Source organism: Planobispora longispora (assembly GCF_016863135.1).
GTDB classification, from domain to species: domain Bacteria; phylum Actinomycetota; class Actinomycetes; order Streptosporangiales; family Streptosporangiaceae; genus Planobispora; species Planobispora longispora.
On the sequence record NZ_BOOH01000019.1, the window covers coordinates 100819 to 118377 of the forward strand.

At 66.9% G+C, this 17559-nt stretch carries 30 protein-coding genes; all 30 read right to left on the reverse strand.

Annotation, left to right across the window (positions count from 1 at the left end):
* Positions 1–97 precede the first annotated feature (97 nt).
* The gene (locus Plo01_RS11445) at positions 98–1054 is read right to left on the reverse strand and encodes a tRNA pseudouridine synthase A (RefSeq protein ID WP_203890931.1); all 957 of its coding nucleotides are present in this window, start codon (positions 1052–1054) and stop codon (positions 98–100) included.
* 83 nt (positions 1055–1137) lie between these two features.
* Positions 1138–1686 carry a 50S ribosomal protein L17 gene (gene rplQ / locus Plo01_RS11450; RefSeq protein ID WP_203890527.1) on the reverse strand — a complete coding sequence of 183 codons (549 nt, stop codon included), beginning with the start codon at positions 1684–1686 and terminating at the stop codon, positions 1138–1140.
* A gap of 275 nt (positions 1687–1961) precedes the next feature.
* Positions 1962–2978: a DNA-directed RNA polymerase subunit alpha gene (locus Plo01_RS11455; RefSeq protein WP_068921185.1), complete on the reverse strand. Its 1017-nt coding sequence runs from the start codon at positions 2976–2978 to the stop codon at positions 1962–1964.
* A gap of 100 nt (positions 2979–3078) precedes the next feature.
* Positions 3079–3705: a 30S ribosomal protein S4 gene (rpsD, locus tag Plo01_RS11460; protein WP_203890528.1), complete on the reverse strand. Its 627-nt coding sequence runs from the start codon at positions 3703–3705 to the stop codon at positions 3079–3081.
* A gap of 20 nt (positions 3706–3725) precedes the next feature.
* Positions 3726–4130, reverse strand: coding sequence for a 30S ribosomal protein S11 (rpsK, locus tag Plo01_RS11465; protein WP_020542285.1), 405 nt, complete (start codon positions 4128–4130; stop codon positions 3726–3728).
* Positions 4131–4178: 48 nt separating this feature from the next.
* Positions 4179–4559: a 30S ribosomal protein S13 gene (gene rpsM, locus Plo01_RS11470; RefSeq protein WP_184942315.1), complete on the reverse strand. Its 381-nt coding sequence runs from the start codon at positions 4557–4559 to the stop codon at positions 4179–4181.
* 218 nt (positions 4560–4777) lie between these two features.
* Entirely contained in the window at positions 4778–4891 is a 114-nt protein-coding gene (rpmJ, locus tag Plo01_RS11475; protein WP_003956441.1) for a 50S ribosomal protein L36, read from the reverse strand.
* A 24-nt stretch (positions 4892–4915) separates the two neighbouring features.
* Positions 4916–5137, reverse strand: coding sequence for a translation initiation factor IF-1 (gene infA, locus Plo01_RS11480; protein ID WP_012887858.1), 222 nt, complete (start codon positions 5135–5137; stop codon positions 4916–4918).
* Positions 5138–5613: 476 nt separating this feature from the next.
* Positions 5614–6084, reverse strand: a complete 471-nt coding sequence (locus Plo01_RS11485; RefSeq protein ID WP_203890529.1) for a hypothetical protein — start codon at positions 6082–6084, stop codon at positions 5614–5616.
* A 111-nt stretch (positions 6085–6195) separates the two neighbouring features.
* Complete coding sequence (locus Plo01_RS11490) at positions 6196–6639, reverse strand: DUF1707 SHOCT-like domain-containing protein (RefSeq protein WP_203890530.1); 444 nt, start codon at positions 6637–6639, stop codon at positions 6196–6198.
* Between the two features lie 33 nt (positions 6640–6672).
* The gene (map, locus tag Plo01_RS11495; protein WP_203890932.1) at positions 6673–7500 is read right to left on the reverse strand and encodes a type I methionyl aminopeptidase; all 828 of its coding nucleotides are present in this window, start codon (positions 7498–7500) and stop codon (positions 6673–6675) included.
* 134 nt (positions 7501–7634) lie between these two features.
* Positions 7635–8285: an adenylate kinase gene (locus Plo01_RS11500; RefSeq protein ID WP_203890531.1), complete on the reverse strand. Its 651-nt coding sequence runs from the start codon at positions 8283–8285 to the stop codon at positions 7635–7637.
* A complete protein-coding gene (gene secY, locus Plo01_RS11505; RefSeq protein WP_203890532.1) occupies positions 8285–9601 on the reverse strand; it encodes a preprotein translocase subunit SecY in 1317 nt (438 codons plus the stop codon). The genes Plo01_RS11500 and secY overlap by 1 nt, the downstream gene beginning before the upstream one ends.
* Before the next feature lie 175 nt (positions 9602–9776).
* Entirely contained in the window at positions 9777–10232 is a 456-nt protein-coding gene (rplO, locus tag Plo01_RS11510; protein WP_203890533.1) for a 50S ribosomal protein L15, read from the reverse strand.
* 2 nt (positions 10233–10234) lie between these two features.
* The gene (rpmD, locus tag Plo01_RS11515) at positions 10235–10417 is read right to left on the reverse strand and encodes a 50S ribosomal protein L30 (RefSeq protein ID WP_068921178.1); all 183 of its coding nucleotides are present in this window, start codon (positions 10415–10417) and stop codon (positions 10235–10237) included.
* 3 nt (positions 10418–10420) lie between these two features.
* Positions 10421–11053, reverse strand: coding sequence for a 30S ribosomal protein S5 (gene rpsE, locus Plo01_RS11520; RefSeq protein ID WP_068921177.1), 633 nt, complete (start codon positions 11051–11053; stop codon positions 10421–10423).
* A 58-nt stretch (positions 11054–11111) separates the two neighbouring features.
* A complete protein-coding gene (rplR, locus tag Plo01_RS11525) occupies positions 11112–11495 on the reverse strand; it encodes a 50S ribosomal protein L18 (RefSeq protein ID WP_203890534.1) in 384 nt (127 codons plus the stop codon).
* A gap of 2 nt (positions 11496–11497) precedes the next feature.
* Complete coding sequence (gene rplF, locus Plo01_RS11530) at positions 11498–12040, reverse strand: 50S ribosomal protein L6 (protein ID WP_203890535.1); 543 nt, start codon at positions 12038–12040, stop codon at positions 11498–11500.
* Positions 12041–12057: 17 nt separating this feature from the next.
* On the reverse strand, positions 12058–12456 hold the full coding sequence (gene rpsH, locus Plo01_RS11535; RefSeq protein ID WP_184942297.1) for a 30S ribosomal protein S8: 399 nt from the start codon (positions 12454–12456) through the stop codon (positions 12058–12060).
* 144 nt (positions 12457–12600) lie between these two features.
* A complete protein-coding gene (locus tag Plo01_RS11540) occupies positions 12601–12786 on the reverse strand; it encodes a type Z 30S ribosomal protein S14 (RefSeq protein ID WP_012887844.1) in 186 nt (61 codons plus the stop codon).
* 2 nt (positions 12787–12788) lie between these two features.
* Positions 12789–13358, reverse strand: coding sequence for a 50S ribosomal protein L5 (gene rplE, locus Plo01_RS11545; protein ID WP_203890536.1), 570 nt, complete (start codon positions 13356–13358; stop codon positions 12789–12791).
* A complete protein-coding gene (rplX, locus tag Plo01_RS11550) occupies positions 13358–13651 on the reverse strand; it encodes a 50S ribosomal protein L24 (RefSeq protein WP_203890933.1) in 294 nt (97 codons plus the stop codon). The genes rplE and rplX overlap by 1 nt, the downstream gene beginning before the upstream one ends.
* A gap of 9 nt (positions 13652–13660) precedes the next feature.
* Positions 13661–14029, reverse strand: coding sequence for a 50S ribosomal protein L14 (gene rplN, locus Plo01_RS11555; RefSeq protein WP_068896541.1), 369 nt, complete (start codon positions 14027–14029; stop codon positions 13661–13663).
* Between the two features lie 207 nt (positions 14030–14236).
* Positions 14237–14512 carry a 30S ribosomal protein S17 gene (gene rpsQ / locus Plo01_RS11560; RefSeq protein ID WP_203890537.1) on the reverse strand — a complete coding sequence of 92 codons (276 nt, stop codon included), beginning with the start codon at positions 14510–14512 and terminating at the stop codon, positions 14237–14239.
* Complete coding sequence (gene rpmC / locus Plo01_RS11565; protein ID WP_203890538.1) at positions 14505–14741, reverse strand: 50S ribosomal protein L29; 237 nt, start codon at positions 14739–14741, stop codon at positions 14505–14507. The genes rpsQ and rpmC overlap by 8 nt, the downstream gene beginning before the upstream one ends.
* Positions 14741–15160: a 50S ribosomal protein L16 gene (gene rplP, locus Plo01_RS11570; protein ID WP_067130055.1), complete on the reverse strand. Its 420-nt coding sequence runs from the start codon at positions 15158–15160 to the stop codon at positions 14741–14743. Before rplP ends, rpmC begins: the two co-directional genes overlap by 1 nt.
* 2 nt (positions 15161–15162) lie before the next feature.
* Positions 15163–16011, reverse strand: coding sequence for a 30S ribosomal protein S3 (gene rpsC / locus Plo01_RS11575; RefSeq protein ID WP_068921170.1), 849 nt, complete (start codon positions 16009–16011; stop codon positions 15163–15165).
* Positions 16011–16364: a 50S ribosomal protein L22 gene (rplV, locus tag Plo01_RS11580; protein ID WP_068921169.1), complete on the reverse strand. Its 354-nt coding sequence runs from the start codon at positions 16362–16364 to the stop codon at positions 16011–16013. Before rplV ends, rpsC begins: the two co-directional genes overlap by 1 nt.
* 38 nt (positions 16365–16402) lie before the next feature.
* Positions 16403–16681 (reverse strand): 30S ribosomal protein S19, encoded by a 279-nt coding sequence (gene rpsS / locus Plo01_RS11585; RefSeq protein ID WP_030451498.1) that lies wholly within the window; start codon positions 16679–16681, stop codon positions 16403–16405.
* A gap of 11 nt (positions 16682–16692) precedes the next feature.
* The gene (gene rplB, locus Plo01_RS11590) at positions 16693–17529 is read right to left on the reverse strand and encodes a 50S ribosomal protein L2 (RefSeq protein ID WP_203890539.1); all 837 of its coding nucleotides are present in this window, start codon (positions 17527–17529) and stop codon (positions 16693–16695) included.
* Positions 17530–17559: the final 30 nt, after the last annotated feature.

Sequence of the window (17559 nt, forward strand, 5' to 3'; positions counted from 1 at the left end):
ATCCCCGTCGCGACCGGAGTCCGGCGGGGGCGGGGCGAGGGGGCGGGGCCGAGGAAGCCCTGTCCGGGGCCCGCGATGATCCTGTGCCCGTCCGGGGTCACTCTCCCAGGGTGCGTACTCTCCGGGTCGCCGCGGCCCGCCGGGCGAGCTCCGCCGCCTCCGGGTAGCTCACCTCTTCCAGGCAGAGCCCGTGCGCCGGTGCGACGTGCACCCTGGAATCCCGTACGGCTCCCGCCAGCACCTGCCCCGGCCAGTCGACCGGCAGGCGGCCCTCCCCCACCGCGAGCAGCGATCCCACCAGCGCCCGCACCATCGAGTGGCAGAACGCGTCGGCGACCACGGTGGCGACCAGGAGACCGTCCTCGTGAACCCAGTCGAGCCGCTGGAGTTCGCGGATGGTCGTCGCGCCCTCGCGCTTCTTGCAGAACGCCGCGAAGTCGTGTTCGCCGATCAGGTGGGCCGCGGCCGCGTTGAGCCTGTCGAGATCGAGGGGCCGCGTGTACCAGACGACCTCGCGACGGCGGAGCGGGTCCACACCGCCGGGCGCGTCGCAGACCCGGTAGGCGTAGCGACGGGACATCGCAGAGAAACGCGCGTCAAAGCCCTCAGGAGCCACCGTAACGCGATAAATCCTGACATCTGGGTCCAGGATGCCCGCCAACCTTCTCCGGAGGATGTCGAGGCGCTCAGCGACGCCGCTCTCCCCTTCCCACCCGGGCAACCGCTCCCCGCCCAGCGGACCCGCCCCTGCGGATCGGCCCTCATCCGGGGACTCGCCTCCGGCGGGCCCGTGCGCGGGCGACGAGCCGCGCCTGCGGCGGTTCTCCAGGACCAGGAGCGCGTCGGGCTCCACGTCCAGGTGGGCCACCTGTCCCCGCGCGTGGACCCCGGCGTCGGTCCGCCCCGCGACCGTCAGCGAGGGCGGTTCGGTCAGCCGCAGGGCCTTGGCGAGCGCTTCCTCGATCTCCCCCTGGACCGTGCGCCTGCCGGGCTGGCGGGCCCAGCCGGAGAAGCCGGTGCCGTCGTAGGCGAGATCCAGGCGCAGCCGTACCACCACGATGTTCCTCCCGGAGAACGCGAAGCGGGCCCGGCACCCCAGATGCGGGGATGCCGGGCCCGTTCACACGGCCTGACGGATCAGGCGTTGTCCTTCTTGGCCTCGGTCTCCTCGGCCGGAGCCTCAGCGGTCTCCTCAGCCGGAGCCTCGGTGGCCTCGACGGTCTCCTCGGCGGGAGCCTCGGTCACGGCCTCGGTGGTCTCCTCGGCCGGGGCCTCGGTCACGGTGGCCTTGGGAGAGGCCGGCGCCTTGGAGACGCTGACCTGGTTCAGGGCCTCGGTGACCAGCTCGATGACCGCCATGGGAGCGGCGTCGCCCTTGCGCTGACCGATCTTGGTGATCCGGGTGTAGCCACCGGGACGCTCGGCGAACGTCGGGGCGATCTCGGTGAAGAGGTGGTGGACGACGCTCTTGTCACGGACGACCGTCAGCACCTGGCGACGGTTGTGCATGTCGCCCTTCTTCGCCTTGGTGATCAGCTTCTCCGCCAGCGGGCGCAGGCGCTTGGCCTTCGTCTCGGTGGTCTTGATCCGGCCGTGCTGGAACAGCTGGGTGGCGAGGTTCGCCAGGATCAGCTTCTCGTGGGCCGGGCTGCCGCCGAGACGGGCACCCTTGGTGGGCCTGGGCATTTCTTGTTCTCCTTGAGAGTTAACCTGCCCCGGCCGTGTCAGGTACCGGGATCAGGCCGCGGGAGCCGCTTGCGGTTCCCGCGTCACCGAACCCCCTCCGAAGAGGGACTTTGCCGGGGACGGGAACCGCGAGTGGTTCCCGTCCTGCCGGACGCCCCGGACACGGCGATGCGTGCCGGGGACGTGGGGATCGCATGCGATCCCCGCTTCCAGGACCTCTCCGAAGGGGACGGTGCCCTCTCGGAGAGTCGCGGGGGCGAAAAGCCCCCGCGAGGTCAGTACTGCTCGGTCTCGACGTACGCGCTGTCGTCGTCGTCGTAGCCGCCGCCGGCCACCGAGGTCGGGTCGAACCCGGGCGGGGAGTCCTTGAGCGCGAGCGACATCTCGTGCAGCTTCTGCTTGACCTCCTCGATGGACTTCGCACCGAAGTTGCGTATGTCCAGCAGGTCCTGCTCGCTGCGGGCGACGAGCTCACCCACGGTGTGGATGCCCTCGCGCTTGAGGCAGTTGTAGGAGCGGACGGTGAGGTTCAGCTCCTCGATCGGCAGCGCCAGGTCGGCGGCCAGGGCCGCGTCCGTCGGCGACGGGCCGATGTCGATGCCCTCGGCCTCGACGTTCAGCTCGCGGGCCAGGCCGAACAGCTCGACCAGGGTCTTGCCGGCGGAGGCCACCGCGTCACGCGGCTTCATGCTCGGCTTGGTCTCGACGTCCAGGATCAGACGGTCGAAGTCGGTGCGCTGCTCGACACGGGTCGCCTCGACCTTGTAGGTGACCTTGAGCACCGGGGAGTAGATCGAGTCGATCGGGATGCGGCCGATCTCCTGGCCCGGCTGCTTGTTCTGCGCCGCGGAGACGTAGCCGCGACCGCGCTCGACGGTGAGCTCCATCTCCAGCTTCGCCTTGCCGTTCAGCGTGGCGATGCGCAGCTCGGGGTTGTGCACCTCGACGCCGGCCGGAGGGGCGATGTCGGCGGCGGTGACGTCGCCGGGGCCCTGCTTGCGCAGGTACATCACCACGGGCTCGTCGTGCTCGGAGGAGACGACCAGCTCCTTGAGGTTCAGGATGATGTCGGTGACATCCTCCTTGACCCCCGGGACGGTCGAGAACTCGTGCAGCACGCCCTCGATGCGGATGCTGGTCACGGCCGCGCCCGGGATGGACGACAGCAGCGTGCGCCGCAGCGAGTTGCCGATGGTGTAGCCGAAGCCGGGCTCCAGCGGCTCGATGATGAACCGGGACCGGTTCTCCTCGAGGTTCTCCTCGAGGAGGGTGGGACGCTGAGCGATCAGCATGTGGGTTCTCCCCTGGCCGTGCGGCGCCCGCTATTTGACGCCGCTCGTTAACAACAGCATAGGTGCCGTACGGCGAACCGTACGGCACCTTGCGAGAGCGCTACTTGGAGTAGAGCTCGACGATCAGCTGCTCCTGGACCTGCGTGTCGATCTGCTGACGGACCGGCAGCTGGTGGACCAGGACGCGCATGCTCTCCGGCGCGACGCCCAGCCAGGCCGGGAACGTCTTGTCACCGGCGGTGGCGCGGGCGACCTCGTACGGCATGAGGTTGCGGGCCTTGTCGCGGACCTCGACGATGTCGTGCTCGCGGACGCGGTACGACGGGATGTCGACCTTCCTGCCGTTCACCAGGATGTGGCCGTGACGGACCTGCTGGCGGGCGGCGTCGCGGGACTCCGCGAAGCCGGCGCGGTAGATCACGTTGTCGAGACGGCTCTCCAGGATCTGGAGGAGGTTCTCACCGGTCTTACCGGCCTTGCGGTTGGCTTCCTCGTAGTAGTTGCGGAACTGCTTCTCGAGGACGCCGTAGATGCGGCGGGTCTTCTGCTTCTCACGAAGCTGGAGCTGGTACTCAGACTCCTTCGGACGGCCGCGGCCGTGCTCACCCGGGGGGTAAGGACGGATCTCGATGGGGCACTTCGCGGACTCGCACTTCTTGCCCTTGAGGAAAAGCTTGACCTTCTCCCGGCGGCAGAGCTTGCAGTCCGCACCCGTGTAACGAGCCATTTCTCTCTATCTCCTGGAGCTCAGACGCGGCGGCGCTTGGGCGGGCGGCAGCCGTTGTGCGGCACGGGGGTGACGTCCTGAATGGAGCCAACCTCGAGGCCGGTCGCCTGCAGCGAACGGATCGCGGTCTCACGGCCGGAGCCGGGGCCCTTGACGAAGACGTCGACCTTGCGCATGCCGTGCTCCATGGCGCGGCGGGCGGCGTTCTCGGCGGCCATCTGCGCGGCGAACGGGGTGGACTTACGGGAGCCCTTGAACCCGACGTGGCCGGCGCTGGCCCAGGAGATCACGTTCCCGTTCGGGTCGGTGATCGAAACGATCGTGTTGTTGAACGTGCTCTTGATGTGGGCGTGCCCGTGAGCGACGTTCTTCTTTTCCTTGCGGCGCACCTTCTTCGGGGCGCCCTGGCGGCTCTTAGGAGGCATTCTTTGCCTTCACTCCTGAGGTCTTCGGTCCTGCGGCTGCGCGGACTACTACTTCTTGCCGGGCTTCTTCTTGCCGGCCACGGTCTTCTTCTTGCCCTTGCGGGTGCGTGCGTTGGTCTGCGTGCGCTGACCGTGCACGGGGAGGCCGCGGCGGTGCCGGATGCCCTGGTAGCACTGAATCTCGATCTTGCGACGGATGTCGGCCTGGACCTCGCGGCGGAGGTCACCCTCGATCTTGAAGTTGGCCTCGATGTAGTCACGCAGCGGCACGAGCTCTTCGTCCGTGAGCTGGTGGACCCGCAGGTCGCCGCTGATGCCGGTGGCCTTCAGGGTCTCGAGCGCGCGAGTGCGGCCGATTCCGAAAATGTAGGTGAGAGCGATCTCCAGCCGCTTGTCGCGGGGGAGGTCGACGCCAACCAGGCGAGCCATGGTCGGGCATTCTCCTTCTTTGTGGCGGAGGTCCTGCGCTCCACTGCCCCTCCCCATGCCCGGGGTGAGGGCCCCGGCCTCCGACCGGGGGTCTCCCGCGGGGTACGGCCCTGCCGGACCGCCTGCGCGGGTGTGGAACGCGATTACTGTGCTGTGGCCTCACATGGATCGAGCCCGCCTCTTGGAGCGGACTCTGTGTAAGACCGGATTTTCTGCGACTAGCCCTGGCGCTGCTTGTGGCGCAGGTTGTCGCAGATCACCATGACGCGACCGTGCCGGCGGATCACCTTGCACTTGTCGCAGATCTTCTTGACGCTCGGCTTGACCTTCATAGTCCTTGTTCGTCCCTCAGACGCTTACTTGTATCGGTAGACGATCCGCCCACGACTCAGGTCGTAGGGGCTCAGTTCGACGACAACCCGGTCGTCGGGAAGGATGCGGATGTAGTGCATGCGCATCCGCCCGCTGATGTGGGCCAGGACCTTATGGCCGTTGTCGAGCTGCACCCGGAACATTGCGTTCGGGAGCGACTCAACCACAGTGCCCTCGATCTCGATGGCGCCGTCCTTCTTGGCCATGTCCCTCGCGTTTCGCTGATCGGTCGTCTGAGGCTTCGGCACACTAAGCAGCCGCGACCACGCGCCTTACGGGAGAGCGGCGGCAACGAGGCCGCGAAGGCGCAATAGTCATAGTGAACCGAAAAAGGAGTGTACGGCACCGGGCGATGAAATGCGAAACAGACGGCCGGTACCTTGACACAACTGCCACCCAGGATACCTCCATTGCGGGGGTGGGTGCGCACCCATCCCACGGTTCCCGGCCCGTGGACGGACATCGCCCTCTCCCCCGTGCGGCTCCCGCACAACCGGAGAGCTTCCCGCACCATCGATGACCTCTCCCGCGTCCCACCCCCGCGCAACCGAAGACCTCTCCCGCGCATCCCGCCCCCGCACAGCCGAAAGCCCGCCGGTGACCTGGTCACCGGCGGGCTCTGCGAAGTCGGCTTCCCCCCTGGACCGGTCCTCCGCCTCAGCGAAGGTCCGGCGCGATGGGATTAGAAGGCGTCGCCCCAGTTGCCGCAGTGCTCGAAGCGGCTGTCGCCCTCGCAGACGCGGATCTTGAAGTCGTCGAAGCCCTTGCTCTTCTTGAAGCCGCCGAACTTGTCGAAGTGACGGAAGCCCTTGGTCTTGTAGTACTTGGTGTGGTGACCGAACTTGTCGTGCCAGCGGAACCACACGTAGCTGTACTCGTTGTCGCGGTCACGGTCGACCAGGTCGCCGAAGAACCAGTAGCGGCCGTCCTTCTTGTACCAGTAGCCCTTGAAGTAGGACCGCTTGCCGAAGCTCTCGCCCTTGCCGTACTTCGAGTAGTACGGGCCGAAGAAGTGCTTCTTCGGAGCCTGCGCCTGCTGGGTGGCGGCGCTGTCGGCGGTCGCGGTCGCGGCCTGGGCCGGCGCGGCGGCCAGACCGGCGGCGAGGGCGCCGGCGAGAGCGGTGCCGACGAGAGCGGTACGGATCTTGCTCATTTCTTTCTTCCTCCTGTGAAGGGTGTCCTGCCGTTCGGACACCGCTCACGTTAGGAAGATTCGATCCGCCCTTCTGCGGAGGAATGCACACTCATCCCCCAGCGTGCACTATTACGACTTGTCGTCCCAGCCGAGCTTCGTCGCGATGGTGCCGACCAGCAGAATCGCCCCCCACGGGCCCATCACCCACAGCGGCCAGGGGTACGGGAAATCGAAGCCGTCCGTCGCCCCGATGATGAACCAGATCACCCAGTTGATCGAGCTGGCCACCGCCCAGAAGGACCAGTGCTCGACCAGGTCCTTGCGCTTCTTGCGCTCCGCGAGCTCCTTCTGCCTGCGCTGCTCCGCGACGTCGGGGAGGTTGCGCAGATCCACGCCCGGGAGGTCGGAGGTGAGGGTGGCGAGCTCGCCGTACGTCTTGCTCGTGTAGAGCCGCTCCAGCCGCTCGTCGAACTCCTCGACGGTCAGGCGCCCCTGCGCGTAGTGCTCACGCAGCACCGAGGCGACCTTGTCCCGGTCTCCGTCGGACGCCCGCATCTCTGGACTCGCCGCCATCGTCACCCACATCCGCTCACCGCGACGGGCCGGTCACTCCCGGCTCGCATCGTCTCCCAGCAGGCCGGCAAGCCGCTCTTTCCCCCCGTCAAGGGCGGTCAGGACCCACGGTCCATTATGGGTCACGGCGACGCTGTGTTCGAAGTGCGCGGAGGCCTTTCCGTCGATCGTGACGACGGTCCAGTCGTCCTCCAGCACCTTCGTGCGGTCGGTGCCCAGGTTGACCATCGGCTCGATCGCGAAGCACATGCCCGGCTCGAACTCCGGCCCCTTGCCGGGTTTGCCGTAGTTGGCGACCCAGGGATCCATGTGCATCTCGGTGCCGATGCCGTGCCCGCCGTACTCCTTCGGGATGCCGTAGCGCCCCTGGGCACGGATGTACTTCTCCACCTCGTAGCCGATGTCGGACAGGTGGCGGCCCACCGTGAGCGCGGCGATCCCGTGCCACATGGCCTCCTCGGTGACCCGCATCAGCTCGGTGAGCCGGGGGTCCACCTCACCGACCGGGACCGTGATCGCCGAGTCCCCGTGCCAGCCGTCGAGGATGGCGCCGCAGTCGATGGAGATGACGTCGCCCTCGCGGAGCGCGCGCCGGTCGGTCGGGATGCCGTGCACGACCTCGTCGTTGACGGACGCGCAGATCGTCGCCGGAAAGCCCTGGTATCCCTTGAACGAGGGGATGGCGCCCTCGTCCCTGATGGCCTTCTCCGCGATCGCGTCGAGGTCCAGCGGGGTCATGCCGGGCTGCACGCTCTCCCGGAGCAGCTGCAGAGTACGGCCGACCACCAGGCCGGCGGCCCGCATCTTCTCCAGCTGCTCAGGCGTCTTGACTTGAATCCCGTGTCTCTTCTTCTTGAACACGTCCACACCCCCGGGTGATAAAACGGGCGACTTTAAGCACAATTCCCCTGATTGTGCCCCAGCACCTGCCCTAACAACAGCACGCCACCCATGAGGGAACCCATGGGTGGCGTGCCGGTGAAGTCGTCGGACCGCTAGCCGATGTAGGGGGCCAGGGCCTCCATCGCGCGATGGGTGACCTCTTCCACCGGGCCGGCCGCGTCCACGCCGACGAGGATCTCCTCGTCCGCGTAGAACGTGATGAGCGGAGCGGTCTGCTCCTGGTAGACCTCCAGACGACGCCGGACGGTCTCCTCCTTGTCATCGTCCCGCTGGTAGAGGCTGCCGCCGCAGGCGTCGCAGATGTCGTCCTTCTTGTCGTCGAAGTCGACGTGCCAGATGCGGCCGCACTGGCTGCAGGTCCGGCGACCGGCGAGACGGCGGACCACCTCGTCCTCGTCGACCACGAGCTCCAGGACGATGTCCAGGACGACGCCGAACTCCGCGAGCATCTTCTTCAGGATCTCGGCCTGGGGCACGTTCCTGGGGAAGCCGTCGAGCAGGAAGCCGTCCTGCGCGTCGTCCTCGGAGAGGCGGTCGCGGACCATGGCGATGGTCACCTCGTCGGGCACGAGGTCGCCCCGGTCCATGTATTCCTTGGCAAGCTTGCCGAGCTCCGTGCCGCCCGAGACGTTGGCACGGAAGATGTCACCTGTCGAGATTTTCGGGATGGACAGGTTCGATGCGATGTACTGGGCCTGCGTCCCCTTACCCGCTCCGGGGGGCCCCACCAGGACGAGACGCACTACTTCAGGAAGCCTTCGTAGTTGCGCTGCTGGAGCTGGCTCTCGATCTGCTTCACGGTGTCAAGACCGACACCCACCATGATCAGAATGCTCGTCCCTCCGAACGGGAAGTTCTGGCTCGCCCCGACGAGCGCCAGCGCGACGATCGGCACCATGGAGATCAGGCCCAGATAGAGCGATCCGGGAGCCGTCAGCCGCGAGAGTACATAGCTGAGGTACTCGGCCGTGGGGCGCCCCGGGCGGATGCCCGGGATGAAACCACCGTACTTCTTCATGTTGTCGGCGACTTCAACGGGGTTGAAGGTAATGGACACGTAGAAGTAGGTGAAGAAAACGATCAGCAGGAAGAACGTGGCCATGTAGACCGGAGTGTCACCGGTGACCAGGTTCTGGTTGATCCACTGCACGATCGCGTTCGGCTCTTCCTGGGTGTTGCTGAAGAGCGTGGTGACCAGCTGCGGGAGGTAGAGCAGCGAGGAGGCGAAGATGACCGGGATGATGCCGGCCTGGTTCACCTTGAGGGGGATGTAGGTGGAGGTGCCGCCGTACATCCGGCGGCCGACCATGCGCTTGGCGTACTGCACCGGGATGCGGCGCTGCGCCTGCTCGACCATGACGACCAGGGCGATCATCGCGATGCCGACGGCCATCACCACGGCGAAGACGAAGTAGCCCTTGGTCTGGGCGATGCGCAGCAGTTCGGCCGGGAAGACCGCGATGACCTGCGTGAAGATCAGGATGGACATGCCGTTGCCCACGCCGCGGTCGGTGATGATCTCGCCCAGCCACATGACGACGGCGGTGCCCGCGGTCATCGTCAGCACCATCGTGACGATGGAGAAGACGTTGTCCTTGTCCAGCAGGACGTCCTGCTGACATCCGGGGAAGAGCTGCCCGCTGCGCGCCAGGGCGATGAAGGCGGTCGACTGGAGGATCGCCAGGCCGACCGTGAGGTAACGGGTGTACTGCGTGATCTTCGACTGGCCGGCTTGGCCCTCCTTCTTGAGGGCTTCCAGGCGAGGAATGACCACGACCAGCAGCTGGAGGATGATGCTCGCGGTGATGTACGGCATGATGCCGAGCGCGAACACCGACAGCTTCAGCAGTGCGCCACCGCTGAACAGCTGCACCATCCCATAGATATTGCTCGAGCTGCCCGCCTGTGCGTCCTTGAGACACAAGGCGATGTTCTCGGTGTGAACACCCGGGGTCGGAAGCACGGACCCCAGACGGAACAGGGCGATGATGCCCAAGGTGAAGAGCAGCTTCTTACGCAGGTCCGGCGTACGGAACGCTCGGGTAAACGCGGTCAGCACGGTCCCTCCTGCGCGCCTGAAAGGCGAGGTCGGTCAGCGATGGGGCGGGGGTGGTCCATCTTGCTATCTCAAGTCAACGAGCGCGTGGAATGTGATTTGACACTCACTGTCCAGCGAACTCTAACGCACCACGGGCGCGAGAGCCCATTGCGGGCCCTCGCGCCTCGTGTCATGCCTACAGCTCGGAGACGGAGCCCCCGGCAGCGGCGATCTTCTCCTTGGCACTGGCGGAGAAAGCGTGCGCCTGCACGTTCAACGCCACGGAGATGTCGCCGGTTCCCAGGACCTTCACCAGCTGGTTCTTGCGGACCGCGCCCTTGGCGACCATCGTCTCGACGGTGACGTCGCCACCCTCGGGGAACAGCTCGCCGAGCTTGTCCAGGTTGACGACCTGGTAGGTCGTCTTGAAGGGGGCGTTGGAGAAGCCCTTCATCTTGGGCAGGCGACGCTGCAGCGGGACCTGGCCACCCTCGAAACCGAGGGGAACCTTGTTCCGGGACGTCGTGCCCTTGGTGCCACGACCGGCGGTCTTGCCCTTGGACGCCTCGCCGCGGCCCTTGCGGACCTTCGACTTGTTGGCGCCGGGGGCCGGACGCAGGTGGTGGATGCGGAGCGGAGTGTTCTCTGCCATGTCTAGTCGACCTCTTCCACGGTGACGAGGTGCGACACCACGGAGACCATGCCGCGGATCTCCGGGCGGTCCTCCTTGACGACGACGTCACCGATTCGCTTCAGACCGAGCGAGCGCAGCGAGTCACGCTGGTTCTGCTTGCCACCGATCTTCGAGCGGACCTGAGTGATCTTCAGACGCGCCATCGACTAGCTCACCGCCTTGGCGGCCGCGGCCTCGGCGAGACCCTCGGCGCGAGCCTTGAGCATCGCCTTGGGAGCGACGTCCTCGATCGGCAGGCCGCGGCGGGCGGCGATCTCCTCGGGGCGGCTGAGGCCCTTCAGAGCGGCCACCGTGGCGTGCACGATGTTGATCGGGTTGTCCGAGCCGAGCGACTTGGACAGAACGTCGTGGATGCCGGCGCACTCCAGCACGGCGCGCACCGGGCCACCGGCGATGACGCCGGTACCGGGCGAGGCCGGACGGAGGAAGACGACGCCGGCCGCCTCTTCACCCTGCACGATGTGCGGGATGGTGCCCTGGATGCGGGGCACCTTGAAGAAGTGCTTCTTGGCCTCTTCGACGCCCTTGGCGATGGCGGCGGGGACTTCCTTGGCCTTGCCGTAGCCGACACCGACCAGGCCGTTGCCGTCACCGACGACAACCAGGGCGGTGAAGCTGAAGCGACGACCACCCTTCACGACCTTGGCCACTCGGTTGATCTTCACGACGCGCTCGATGTACGAGACGCCCTTGTCAGCGTTGCCACCGCGGCGGTCATCACGACGACCCTCACGCCGCTCGCCACCGGCGGCGCCACCGCGACGCGGAGCTCCAGCCATCAGTGGTTCCTCTTCTCATTCATAAGACGGGCCATTTGCGATCCTCGGGACGGAGTCATCAGAACTCCAGCCCGCCCTCGCGGGCGCTGTCCGCCAGGGCCGCGATGCGGCCCGCGTAGCGGTTGCCACCGCGGTCGAAGACGACGGCGGTGATCCCGGCAGCCTTGGCCCGCTGAGCGAGAAGCTCGCCGACCTGCTTCGCCTTGTCGGTCTTGACACCCTCGGCCGTGCGCAGAGCGCTCTCCATGGTGGAGGCGCTGACCAGCGTGTGGCCCTGGGAGTCGTCGACGATCTGCACGAACAGGTGCCGTGCGGAGCGGTTGACGACCATGCGCGGACGCACGGCCGTGCCGACCACCTTCTTGCGGACGCGGGTGTGGCGACGGGCCCGCGAGACGGCGCGGGCGGCCGTGTGCTTGCCGAACGCAGTCTTGCCAGCCATGCCTACTTACCAGCCTTTCCGACCTTGCGGCGGACAACCTCGCCCTGGTAACGCACGCCCTTGCCCTTGTACGGGTCGGGCTTGCGCAGCTTGCGGATGTTCGCGGCGATCTCGCCGACCTTCTGCTTGTCGATGCCGTCCACGTGGAACAGGGTCGGCTTCTCGACGCGGAAGGTGACGCCCTCGGGGGCGTCCACGATCACCGGGTGGCTGAAGCCCAGGGCGAACTCGAGCTGAGTCGGGCCCTTGGCCTGCACGCGGTAACCGACACCCACGATCTCCAGGGTCTTCGTGTAGCCCTGGGTCACACCCGTCACCATGTTGGCGATCAGGGTGCGGGACAGGCCGTGCAGCGCACGGACCTTGTTCTCGTCGCTGGGACGGGTGACGGTGACGACACCGTCCTCGCCCTTGGCGACCTCGATCGGCTCAGCGACCGAGTGAGAAAGCGTGCCCTTCGGGCCCTTGACCGTGACATTCCGGCCGTCGATGGTGACATCGACACCGCCCGGCACGGGGATGGGCAGCCGTCCGATTCGCGACATGCTGTTCTACTCCCCTCTTACCAGACGTAGGCGAGGACTTCCCCGCCCACTCCACGCTTGCCGGCCTGCTTGTCGGTCATGAGGCCGGCGGACGTCGAGATGATCGCGACGCCCAGTCCGCCCAGGACTCGGGGCAGGTTGTCCTTCTTTGCATAGACCCGCAGGCCGGGCTTGGAAACCCGGCGCAGGCCCGCGAGCGACCGCTCACGGCTCGGCCCGAACTTGAGCTCCACCACGAGGTTCTTTCCGACCTTGGCGTCCTCGACGCTCCAGGCCTGGATGTAACCCTCCTGCTGGAGGATCTCGGCGATGTGCGCCTTGATCTTCGAGTACGGCATGGCCACGGTGTCGTGGTAAGCCGAGTTCGCGTTTCGCAGACGCGTCAGCATGTCTGCGATCGGGTCGGTCATCGTCATGGCCGGTGGCCTTCCTCACCGCGGTTTCCCCAGGGGACCTTCGGTGCGGTCATGGGCGCCGTGAGGCGGCGCCCGGTGAATACAACTTCTCGTGTGCGGCTGGCACCGCGCGGGCCCGGGGAAAACGCCGGGCCCGCGCGGAGACTACCAGCTCGACTTGGTGATGCCGGGCAGCTCGCCCCGGTGCGCCATCTCGCGGAAGCAGATGCGGCACAGGCCGAACTTCCGGTAGACGGCGCGGGGACGACCACAGCGCGAGCACCGGGTGTAGGCCCGGACCTCGAACTTGGCCTTGCGAGCAGCCTTGACCTTGAGCGAAGTCTTCGCCATGATCAGGCCTCCTTGAAGGGGAAGCCGAGGTGCTTCAGCAGCGCCCGGCCCTGGTCGTCGGTCTTGGCGGTGGTCACGACCGTGATGTCCATACCACGCTGCCGGTCGACCTTGTCCTGGTCGATCTCGTGGAACATGACCTGCTCCGTGAGACCGAAGGTGTAGTTGCCGTTGCCGTCGAACTGCTTCGGCGACAGGCCGCGGAAGTCGCGGATGCGGGGAAGCGCCAGGGACAGCAGACGGTCCAGGAACTCCCACATGCGGTCGCCGCGCAGCGTGACGTGCGCGCCGATCGGCATGCCCTCACGCAGCTTGAACTGCGCGATGGACTTGCGGGCCCGGACGACCGCCGGCTTCTGGCCGGTGATGGCCGTGAGGTCACGGACGGCGCCCTCGATCAGCTTCGAGTCGCGAGCCGCCTCGCCGACGCCCATGTTCACCTTGATCTTGGTGATCGTGGGGATCAGCATGACGTTCTCGAACCCGAAGTCCTCCTGCATCTTCGCGATGATCTCTTCGCGGTAACGCTGCTTGAGGCGGGGGAGCGTGCGCTCTTCGGAAGTCGCGGTCATCAGTTGTCCTCACCCGTCTTGTCGGCCTTCTTCTCGGCCTTCTTCTCGGCGGGCTTCTCGTCATCCTTGAGCTTCTTGACGTTGCTCACGTGGATGGGGGCCTCCATCGTCTGCACGCCGCCGGTCTTGGCGCCGCGCGGACCCTGGAGGGTCTCCTTGGAGTGCTTCTTGATCATGTTGACGCCCTCGACCACCACGCGGTCCTCGCGCGGGTAGGCGGCGATCACACGGCCCTTGGCACCCTTGTCCTTGCCGGCGATGACCTGGACCAGGTCACCCTTCTTCACATGCAGCTTCGGCATTTACAACACCTCCGGCGCGAGCGAGATGATGCGCATGAACTTCTTGTCACGCAGCTCGCGGCCGACCGGACCGAAGATACGCGTGCCACGGGGGTCACCGCTGTCCTTGATGATGACCGCCGCGTTCTCGTCGAAGCGGATGTAGGAGCCGTCGGGCCGGCGACGCTCCTTGACGGTGCGCACGACGACAGCCTTGACGACGTCACCCTTCTTGACGGTGCCGCCGGGAATGGCGTCCTTCACCGTGGCGACGATGATGTCGCCGATACCCGCGTAGCGCCGACCCGAGCCGCCGAGCACGCGGATGCAAAGGACTTCCTTCGCACCCGTGTTGTCGGCGACCTTGAGTCGCGACTCCTGCTGGATCACGTCTACTCCTGTGTGTCTCGCCGGTTCTCGCCCCTCGGGGCGAGCCTTGCGGAACCTACTGTGGTCTTTTTCCCTCGACGACAGCGCCCGGATGACCCGGAACCGCCGCCGCGGGCGGTGCGAGGGCGGTCCCCGGCGGGGAACCCTCACACCCTTGGACACCGTCATGGGGGGTGGACCGAGGCCACCCCCCACGAGGCGCGTTCTTTACTTGGCCTTCTCGAGGATCTCGACGACCCGCCAGCGCTTGCTGGCCGACAGCGGCCGGGTCTCCATCAGAAGGACGCGGTCGCCGACGCCGCAGCTGTTGGCCTCGTCGTGCGCCTTGTACTTGGTCGTCCGGCGGATGACCTTGCCGTACAGCGGGTGCTTGACGCGGTCCTCGACAGCGACGACGACGGTCTTGTCCATCTTGTCACTGACGACCAGACCCTCGCGGGTCTTGCGGTAGCTCCGCGTGGTCTTCTCAGTTGCCTCAGCCATCGATCGACTCCTTCTCAACCGTCACAATGCCGAGCTCGCGCTCACGCATCACGGTGTAGATACGGGCGATCTCGCGGCGGACGGCGCGCAGCCGCCCGTGGCTCTCCAACTGGCCGGTCGCGGCCTGGAAGCGGAGGTTGAACAGCTCCTCCTTGGCTTCCTTCAGCTTCTGGACCAGGGCGTCCTGGTCCTCAGCCCGCAGCTCACCGGCGGTCAGGCCCTTAGCCATCACGCCTCACCCACTTCACGCTTAACGAACCGGCACTTCATCGGGAGCTTGTGCATCGCGCGGCGCATGGCCTCGCGGGCCACGGGCTCGGCGACACCGGACAGCTCGAACATGACGCGGCCGGGCTTGACGTTGGCGATCCACCACTCAGGCGAACCCTTACCGGAACCCATGCGGGTCTCGGCCGGCTTCTTGGTGAGCGGGCGGTCGGGGTAGATGTTGATCCACACCTTGCCGCCACGGCGGATGTGCCGGGTCATGGCGATACGAGCCGACTCGATCTGACGGTTGGTCACGTAAGAGTGCTCAAGCGCCTGAATGCCGAACTCGCCGAACACGACACGGGTGCCGCCCTTGGCGGCGCCGCTGCGGTCGGGCCGGTGCTGCTTGCGGTGCTTGACCCTGCGCGGGATCAGCATGGTCAGCTCCCTTCAGCACCCGGCTGCGCAGCCGGGCCGGTCTCGGGGGCAGCCTGCGAGGCCGCCTCGTTCCTGGGGGCGCGGTCGCCACGGCCACCGCGACGGGGACGGTCGCCACCGGCGCCGCCACCGCGACGGGGACGGTCGGCGCCGCCACGACGGTCGTCGCGCTCACGACGCTGGCCCGCACGGGCGCCGGCGGCGGCCGCCTCGCGCTCGGCGCGGCTGGTCGGAGCCTCACCCTTGTAGATCCACACCTTCACGCCGATGCGGCCGAAGGTGGTACGGGCCTCGTACAGGCCGTAGTCGATGTCCGCGCGGAGCGTGTGCAGGGGCACGCGGCCCTCGCGGTAGAACTCCGAGCGGGACATCTCGGCGCCGCCCAGACGGCCGGAGCACTGCACCCGGATGCCCTTGGCGCCGCTCTTCATGGCCGACTGCATCGCCTTGCGCATGGCACGGCGGAACGAGACACGGCTGGACAGCTGCTCGGCCACGCCCTGGGCGACGAGCTGCGCGTCGATCTCAGGGTTCTTGACCTCGAGGATGTTCAGCTGGACCTGCTTCTTGGTCAGCTTCTCGAGGTCACCGCGGATCCGGTCCGCCTCGGCGCCGCGGCGGCCGATGACGATGCCCGGACGGGCGGTGTGGATGTCGACCTGAACCCGGTCGGTGGTCCGCTCGATCTCGACCTTGGAAATGCCGGCCCGCTCCATGCCCTTCTTCAGCATGCGGCGGATCGCCACGTCCTCGGCGACGTACGACTTGTAGAGCTTGTCGGCATACCACCGGCTCTTGAAGTCGGTCGTGATGCCGAGGCGGAACCCGTGCGGGTTGACCTTCTGACCCACTAGCGGGTCCTCCCCTTCGGCTCGCGGGACTCCACGATCACGGTGATGTGGCTCGTCCGCTTGTTGATCCGATAGGCACGACCCTGGGCGCGCGGACGGAACCGCTTCAGCGTCGGGCCCTCGTCGACCCACGCACGGCTCACGAAGAGCGTGTCGCGGTCGAGATTGAAGTTGTGCTCCGCGTTGGCAATGGCGCTGGACAGCACCTTGTACACGGTCTCGCTCGCCGCCTGGGGAGCGAACTGCAGCACGGCCTGCGCCTCCGAAGCGGGCAGCCCGCGAATGAGGTCCACCACACGGCGGGCCTTCATGGGCGTGTGGCGCGCGAACCGCACCTGAGCCCTGGCTTCCATCGCTTACTCCTCTTAACCTTCTGCTTCGTTTAAGGCGCTTACCGCCGGCTGCGGCGGTCTTCCTTGACGTGGCTGCGGAACGTCCGCGTGGGGGCGAACTCGCCGAGCTTGTGACCGATCATCGACTCGGTGACGAACACCGGGACGTGCTTGCGGCCGTCGTGAACGGCGATCGTGTGACCGAGCATGTCGGGCACGATCATGGAGCGCCGCGACCACGTCTTGATGACGTTCTTGGTGCCCTTCTCGTTCTGGGCGTCCACCTTCTTCTGAAGGTGGTCGTCCACGAAGGGGCCCTTCTTAAGACTACGTGGCATTTCGGCTGCTCCTACCGCTTCTTCCGCTTGGTCCGACGACGGATGATCAGGCGGTCACTGGCCTTGTTCGCCGCACGGGTCCGGCCCTCGGGCTTGCCCTTCGGGTTGACCGGGTGGCGACCGCCGGAGGTCTTACCCTCACCACCACCGTGCGGGTGGTCGACCGGGTTCATCGCGACACCGCGGACGGTGGGGCGCTTGCCCTTCCACCGCATACGGCCGGCCTTACCCCAGTTGATGTTGCCCTGCTCGGCGTTGCCGACCTGGCCGATGGAGGCCCGGCAGCGGACGTCGACCTGGCGCATCTCGCCGGACGGCATACGCAGCGTGGCGTACTGGCCCTCCTTGGCGAGCAGCTGGATCTGCGCACCGGCGGACCGGCCCAGCTTGGCGCCACCGCCCGGACGGAGCTCCACCGCGTGGATGAAGGTACCGGTCGGGATGTTGCGCAGCGGGAGGCAGTTACCCGGCTTGATGTCGGCCGTGGGACCGTTCTCGATCTTGTCGCCCTGCTTGAGGCCGGTCGGGCAGAGGATGTAGCGCTTCTCCCCGTCGGCGTAGTGCAGCAGCGCGATCCGGGAGGTGCGGTTCGGGTCGTACTCGATGTGAGCGACCTTGGCCGGGATCCCGTCCTTGTCGTGGCGCCGGAAGTCGATGATCCGGTAGGTGCGCTTGTGGCCGCCGCCCTGGTGGCGGGTGGTGACCCGGCCGTGGACGTTACGGCCGCCCTTGCTGTGCAGGGGAGCAAGCAGCGACTTCTCGGGCGTGCTGCGGGTGATCTCGGAGAAGTCCGAGACACTCGAGCCGCGGCGACCCGGAGTCGTCGGCTTGTACTTACGGATGCCCATCTTTTTCGTTCATCCTTCGTCGGTTAATCC

Bases quoted from the DNA above. Each gene is read 5' to 3' on its own strand.
- rplF (WP_203890535.1), bottom strand. From the start codon at position 12,040: ATGTCGCGAATCGGACGGCTGCCCATCCCCGTGCCGGGCGGTGTCGAT.
- Plo01_RS11490 (WP_203890530.1), bottom strand. From the start codon at position 6,639: ATGGCGGCGAGTCCAGAGATGCGGGCGTCCGACGGAGACCGGGACAAG.
- rpsQ (WP_203890537.1), bottom strand. From the start codon at position 14,512: ATGGCTGAGGCAACTGAGAAGACCACGCGGAGCTACCGCAAGACCCGC.
- rplE (WP_203890536.1), bottom strand. From the start codon at position 13,358: ATGACCGCGACTTCCGAAGAGCGCACGCTCCCCCGCCTCAAGCAGCGT.
- rpsE (WP_068921177.1), bottom strand. From the start codon at position 11,053: ATGGCTGGAGCTCCGCGTCGCGGTGGCGCCGCCGGTGGCGAGCGGCGT.
- Plo01_RS11455 (WP_068921185.1), bottom strand. From the start codon at position 2,978: ATGCTGATCGCTCAGCGTCCCACCCTCCTCGAGGAGAACCTCGAGGAG.
- rplB (WP_203890539.1), bottom strand. From the start codon at position 17,529: ATGGGCATCCGTAAGTACAAGCCGACGACTCCGGGTCGCCGCGGCTCG.
- rpsK (WP_020542285.1), bottom strand. From the start codon at position 4,130: ATGCCTCCTAAGAGCCGCCAGGGCGCCCCGAAGAAGGTGCGCCGCAAG.
- Plo01_RS11540 (WP_012887844.1), bottom strand. From the start codon at position 12,786: ATGGCGAAGACTTCGCTCAAGGTCAAGGCTGCTCGCAAGGCCAAGTTC.
- rplP (WP_067130055.1), bottom strand. From the start codon at position 15,160: ATGCTGATCCCGCGCAGGGTCAAGCACCGCAAGCAGCACCGGCCCGAC.
- rpmD (WP_068921178.1), bottom strand. From the start codon at position 10,417: ATGGCGCGTCTGAAGATCACTCAGGTCCGCTCGAAGATCGGTGGCAAG.
- rpsH (WP_184942297.1), bottom strand. From the start codon at position 12,456: ATGACGATGACCGACCCGATCGCAGACATGCTGACGCGTCTGCGAAAC.
- rpsM (WP_184942315.1), bottom strand. From the start codon at position 4,559: ATGGCTCGCCTGGTTGGCGTCGACCTCCCCCGCGACAAGCGGCTGGAG.
- rplO (WP_203890533.1), bottom strand. From the start codon at position 10,232: ATGGCAGAGAACACTCCGCTCCGCATCCACCACCTGCGTCCGGCCCCC.
- infA (WP_012887858.1), bottom strand. From the start codon at position 5,137: ATGGCCAAGAAGGACGGCGCCATCGAGATCGAGGGCACTGTGGTTGAG.
- rpmC (WP_203890538.1), bottom strand. From the start codon at position 14,741: ATGGCTAAGGGCCTGACCGCCGGTGAGCTGCGGGCTGAGGACCAGGAC.
- rpsD (WP_203890528.1), bottom strand. From the start codon at position 3,705: ATGGCTCGTTACACGGGTGCGGACTGCAAGCTCTGCCGCCGGGAGAAG.
- rpmJ (WP_003956441.1), bottom strand. From the start codon at position 4,891: ATGAAGGTCAAGCCGAGCGTCAAGAAGATCTGCGACAAGTGCAAGGTG.
- rplV (WP_068921169.1), bottom strand. From the start codon at position 16,364: ATGGAAGCCAGGGCTCAGGTGCGGTTCGCGCGCCACACGCCCATGAAG.
- rplQ (WP_203890527.1), bottom strand. From the start codon at position 1,686: ATGCCCAGGCCCACCAAGGGTGCCCGTCTCGGCGGCAGCCCGGCCCAC.
- rpsS (WP_030451498.1), bottom strand. From the start codon at position 16,681: ATGCCACGTAGTCTTAAGAAGGGCCCCTTCGTGGACGACCACCTTCAG.
- rplR (WP_203890534.1), bottom strand. From the start codon at position 11,495: ATGGCTGGCAAGACTGCGTTCGGCAAGCACACGGCCGCCCGCGCCGTC.
- Plo01_RS11485 (WP_203890529.1), bottom strand. From the start codon at position 6,084: ATGAGCAAGATCCGTACCGCTCTCGTCGGCACCGCTCTCGCCGGCGCC.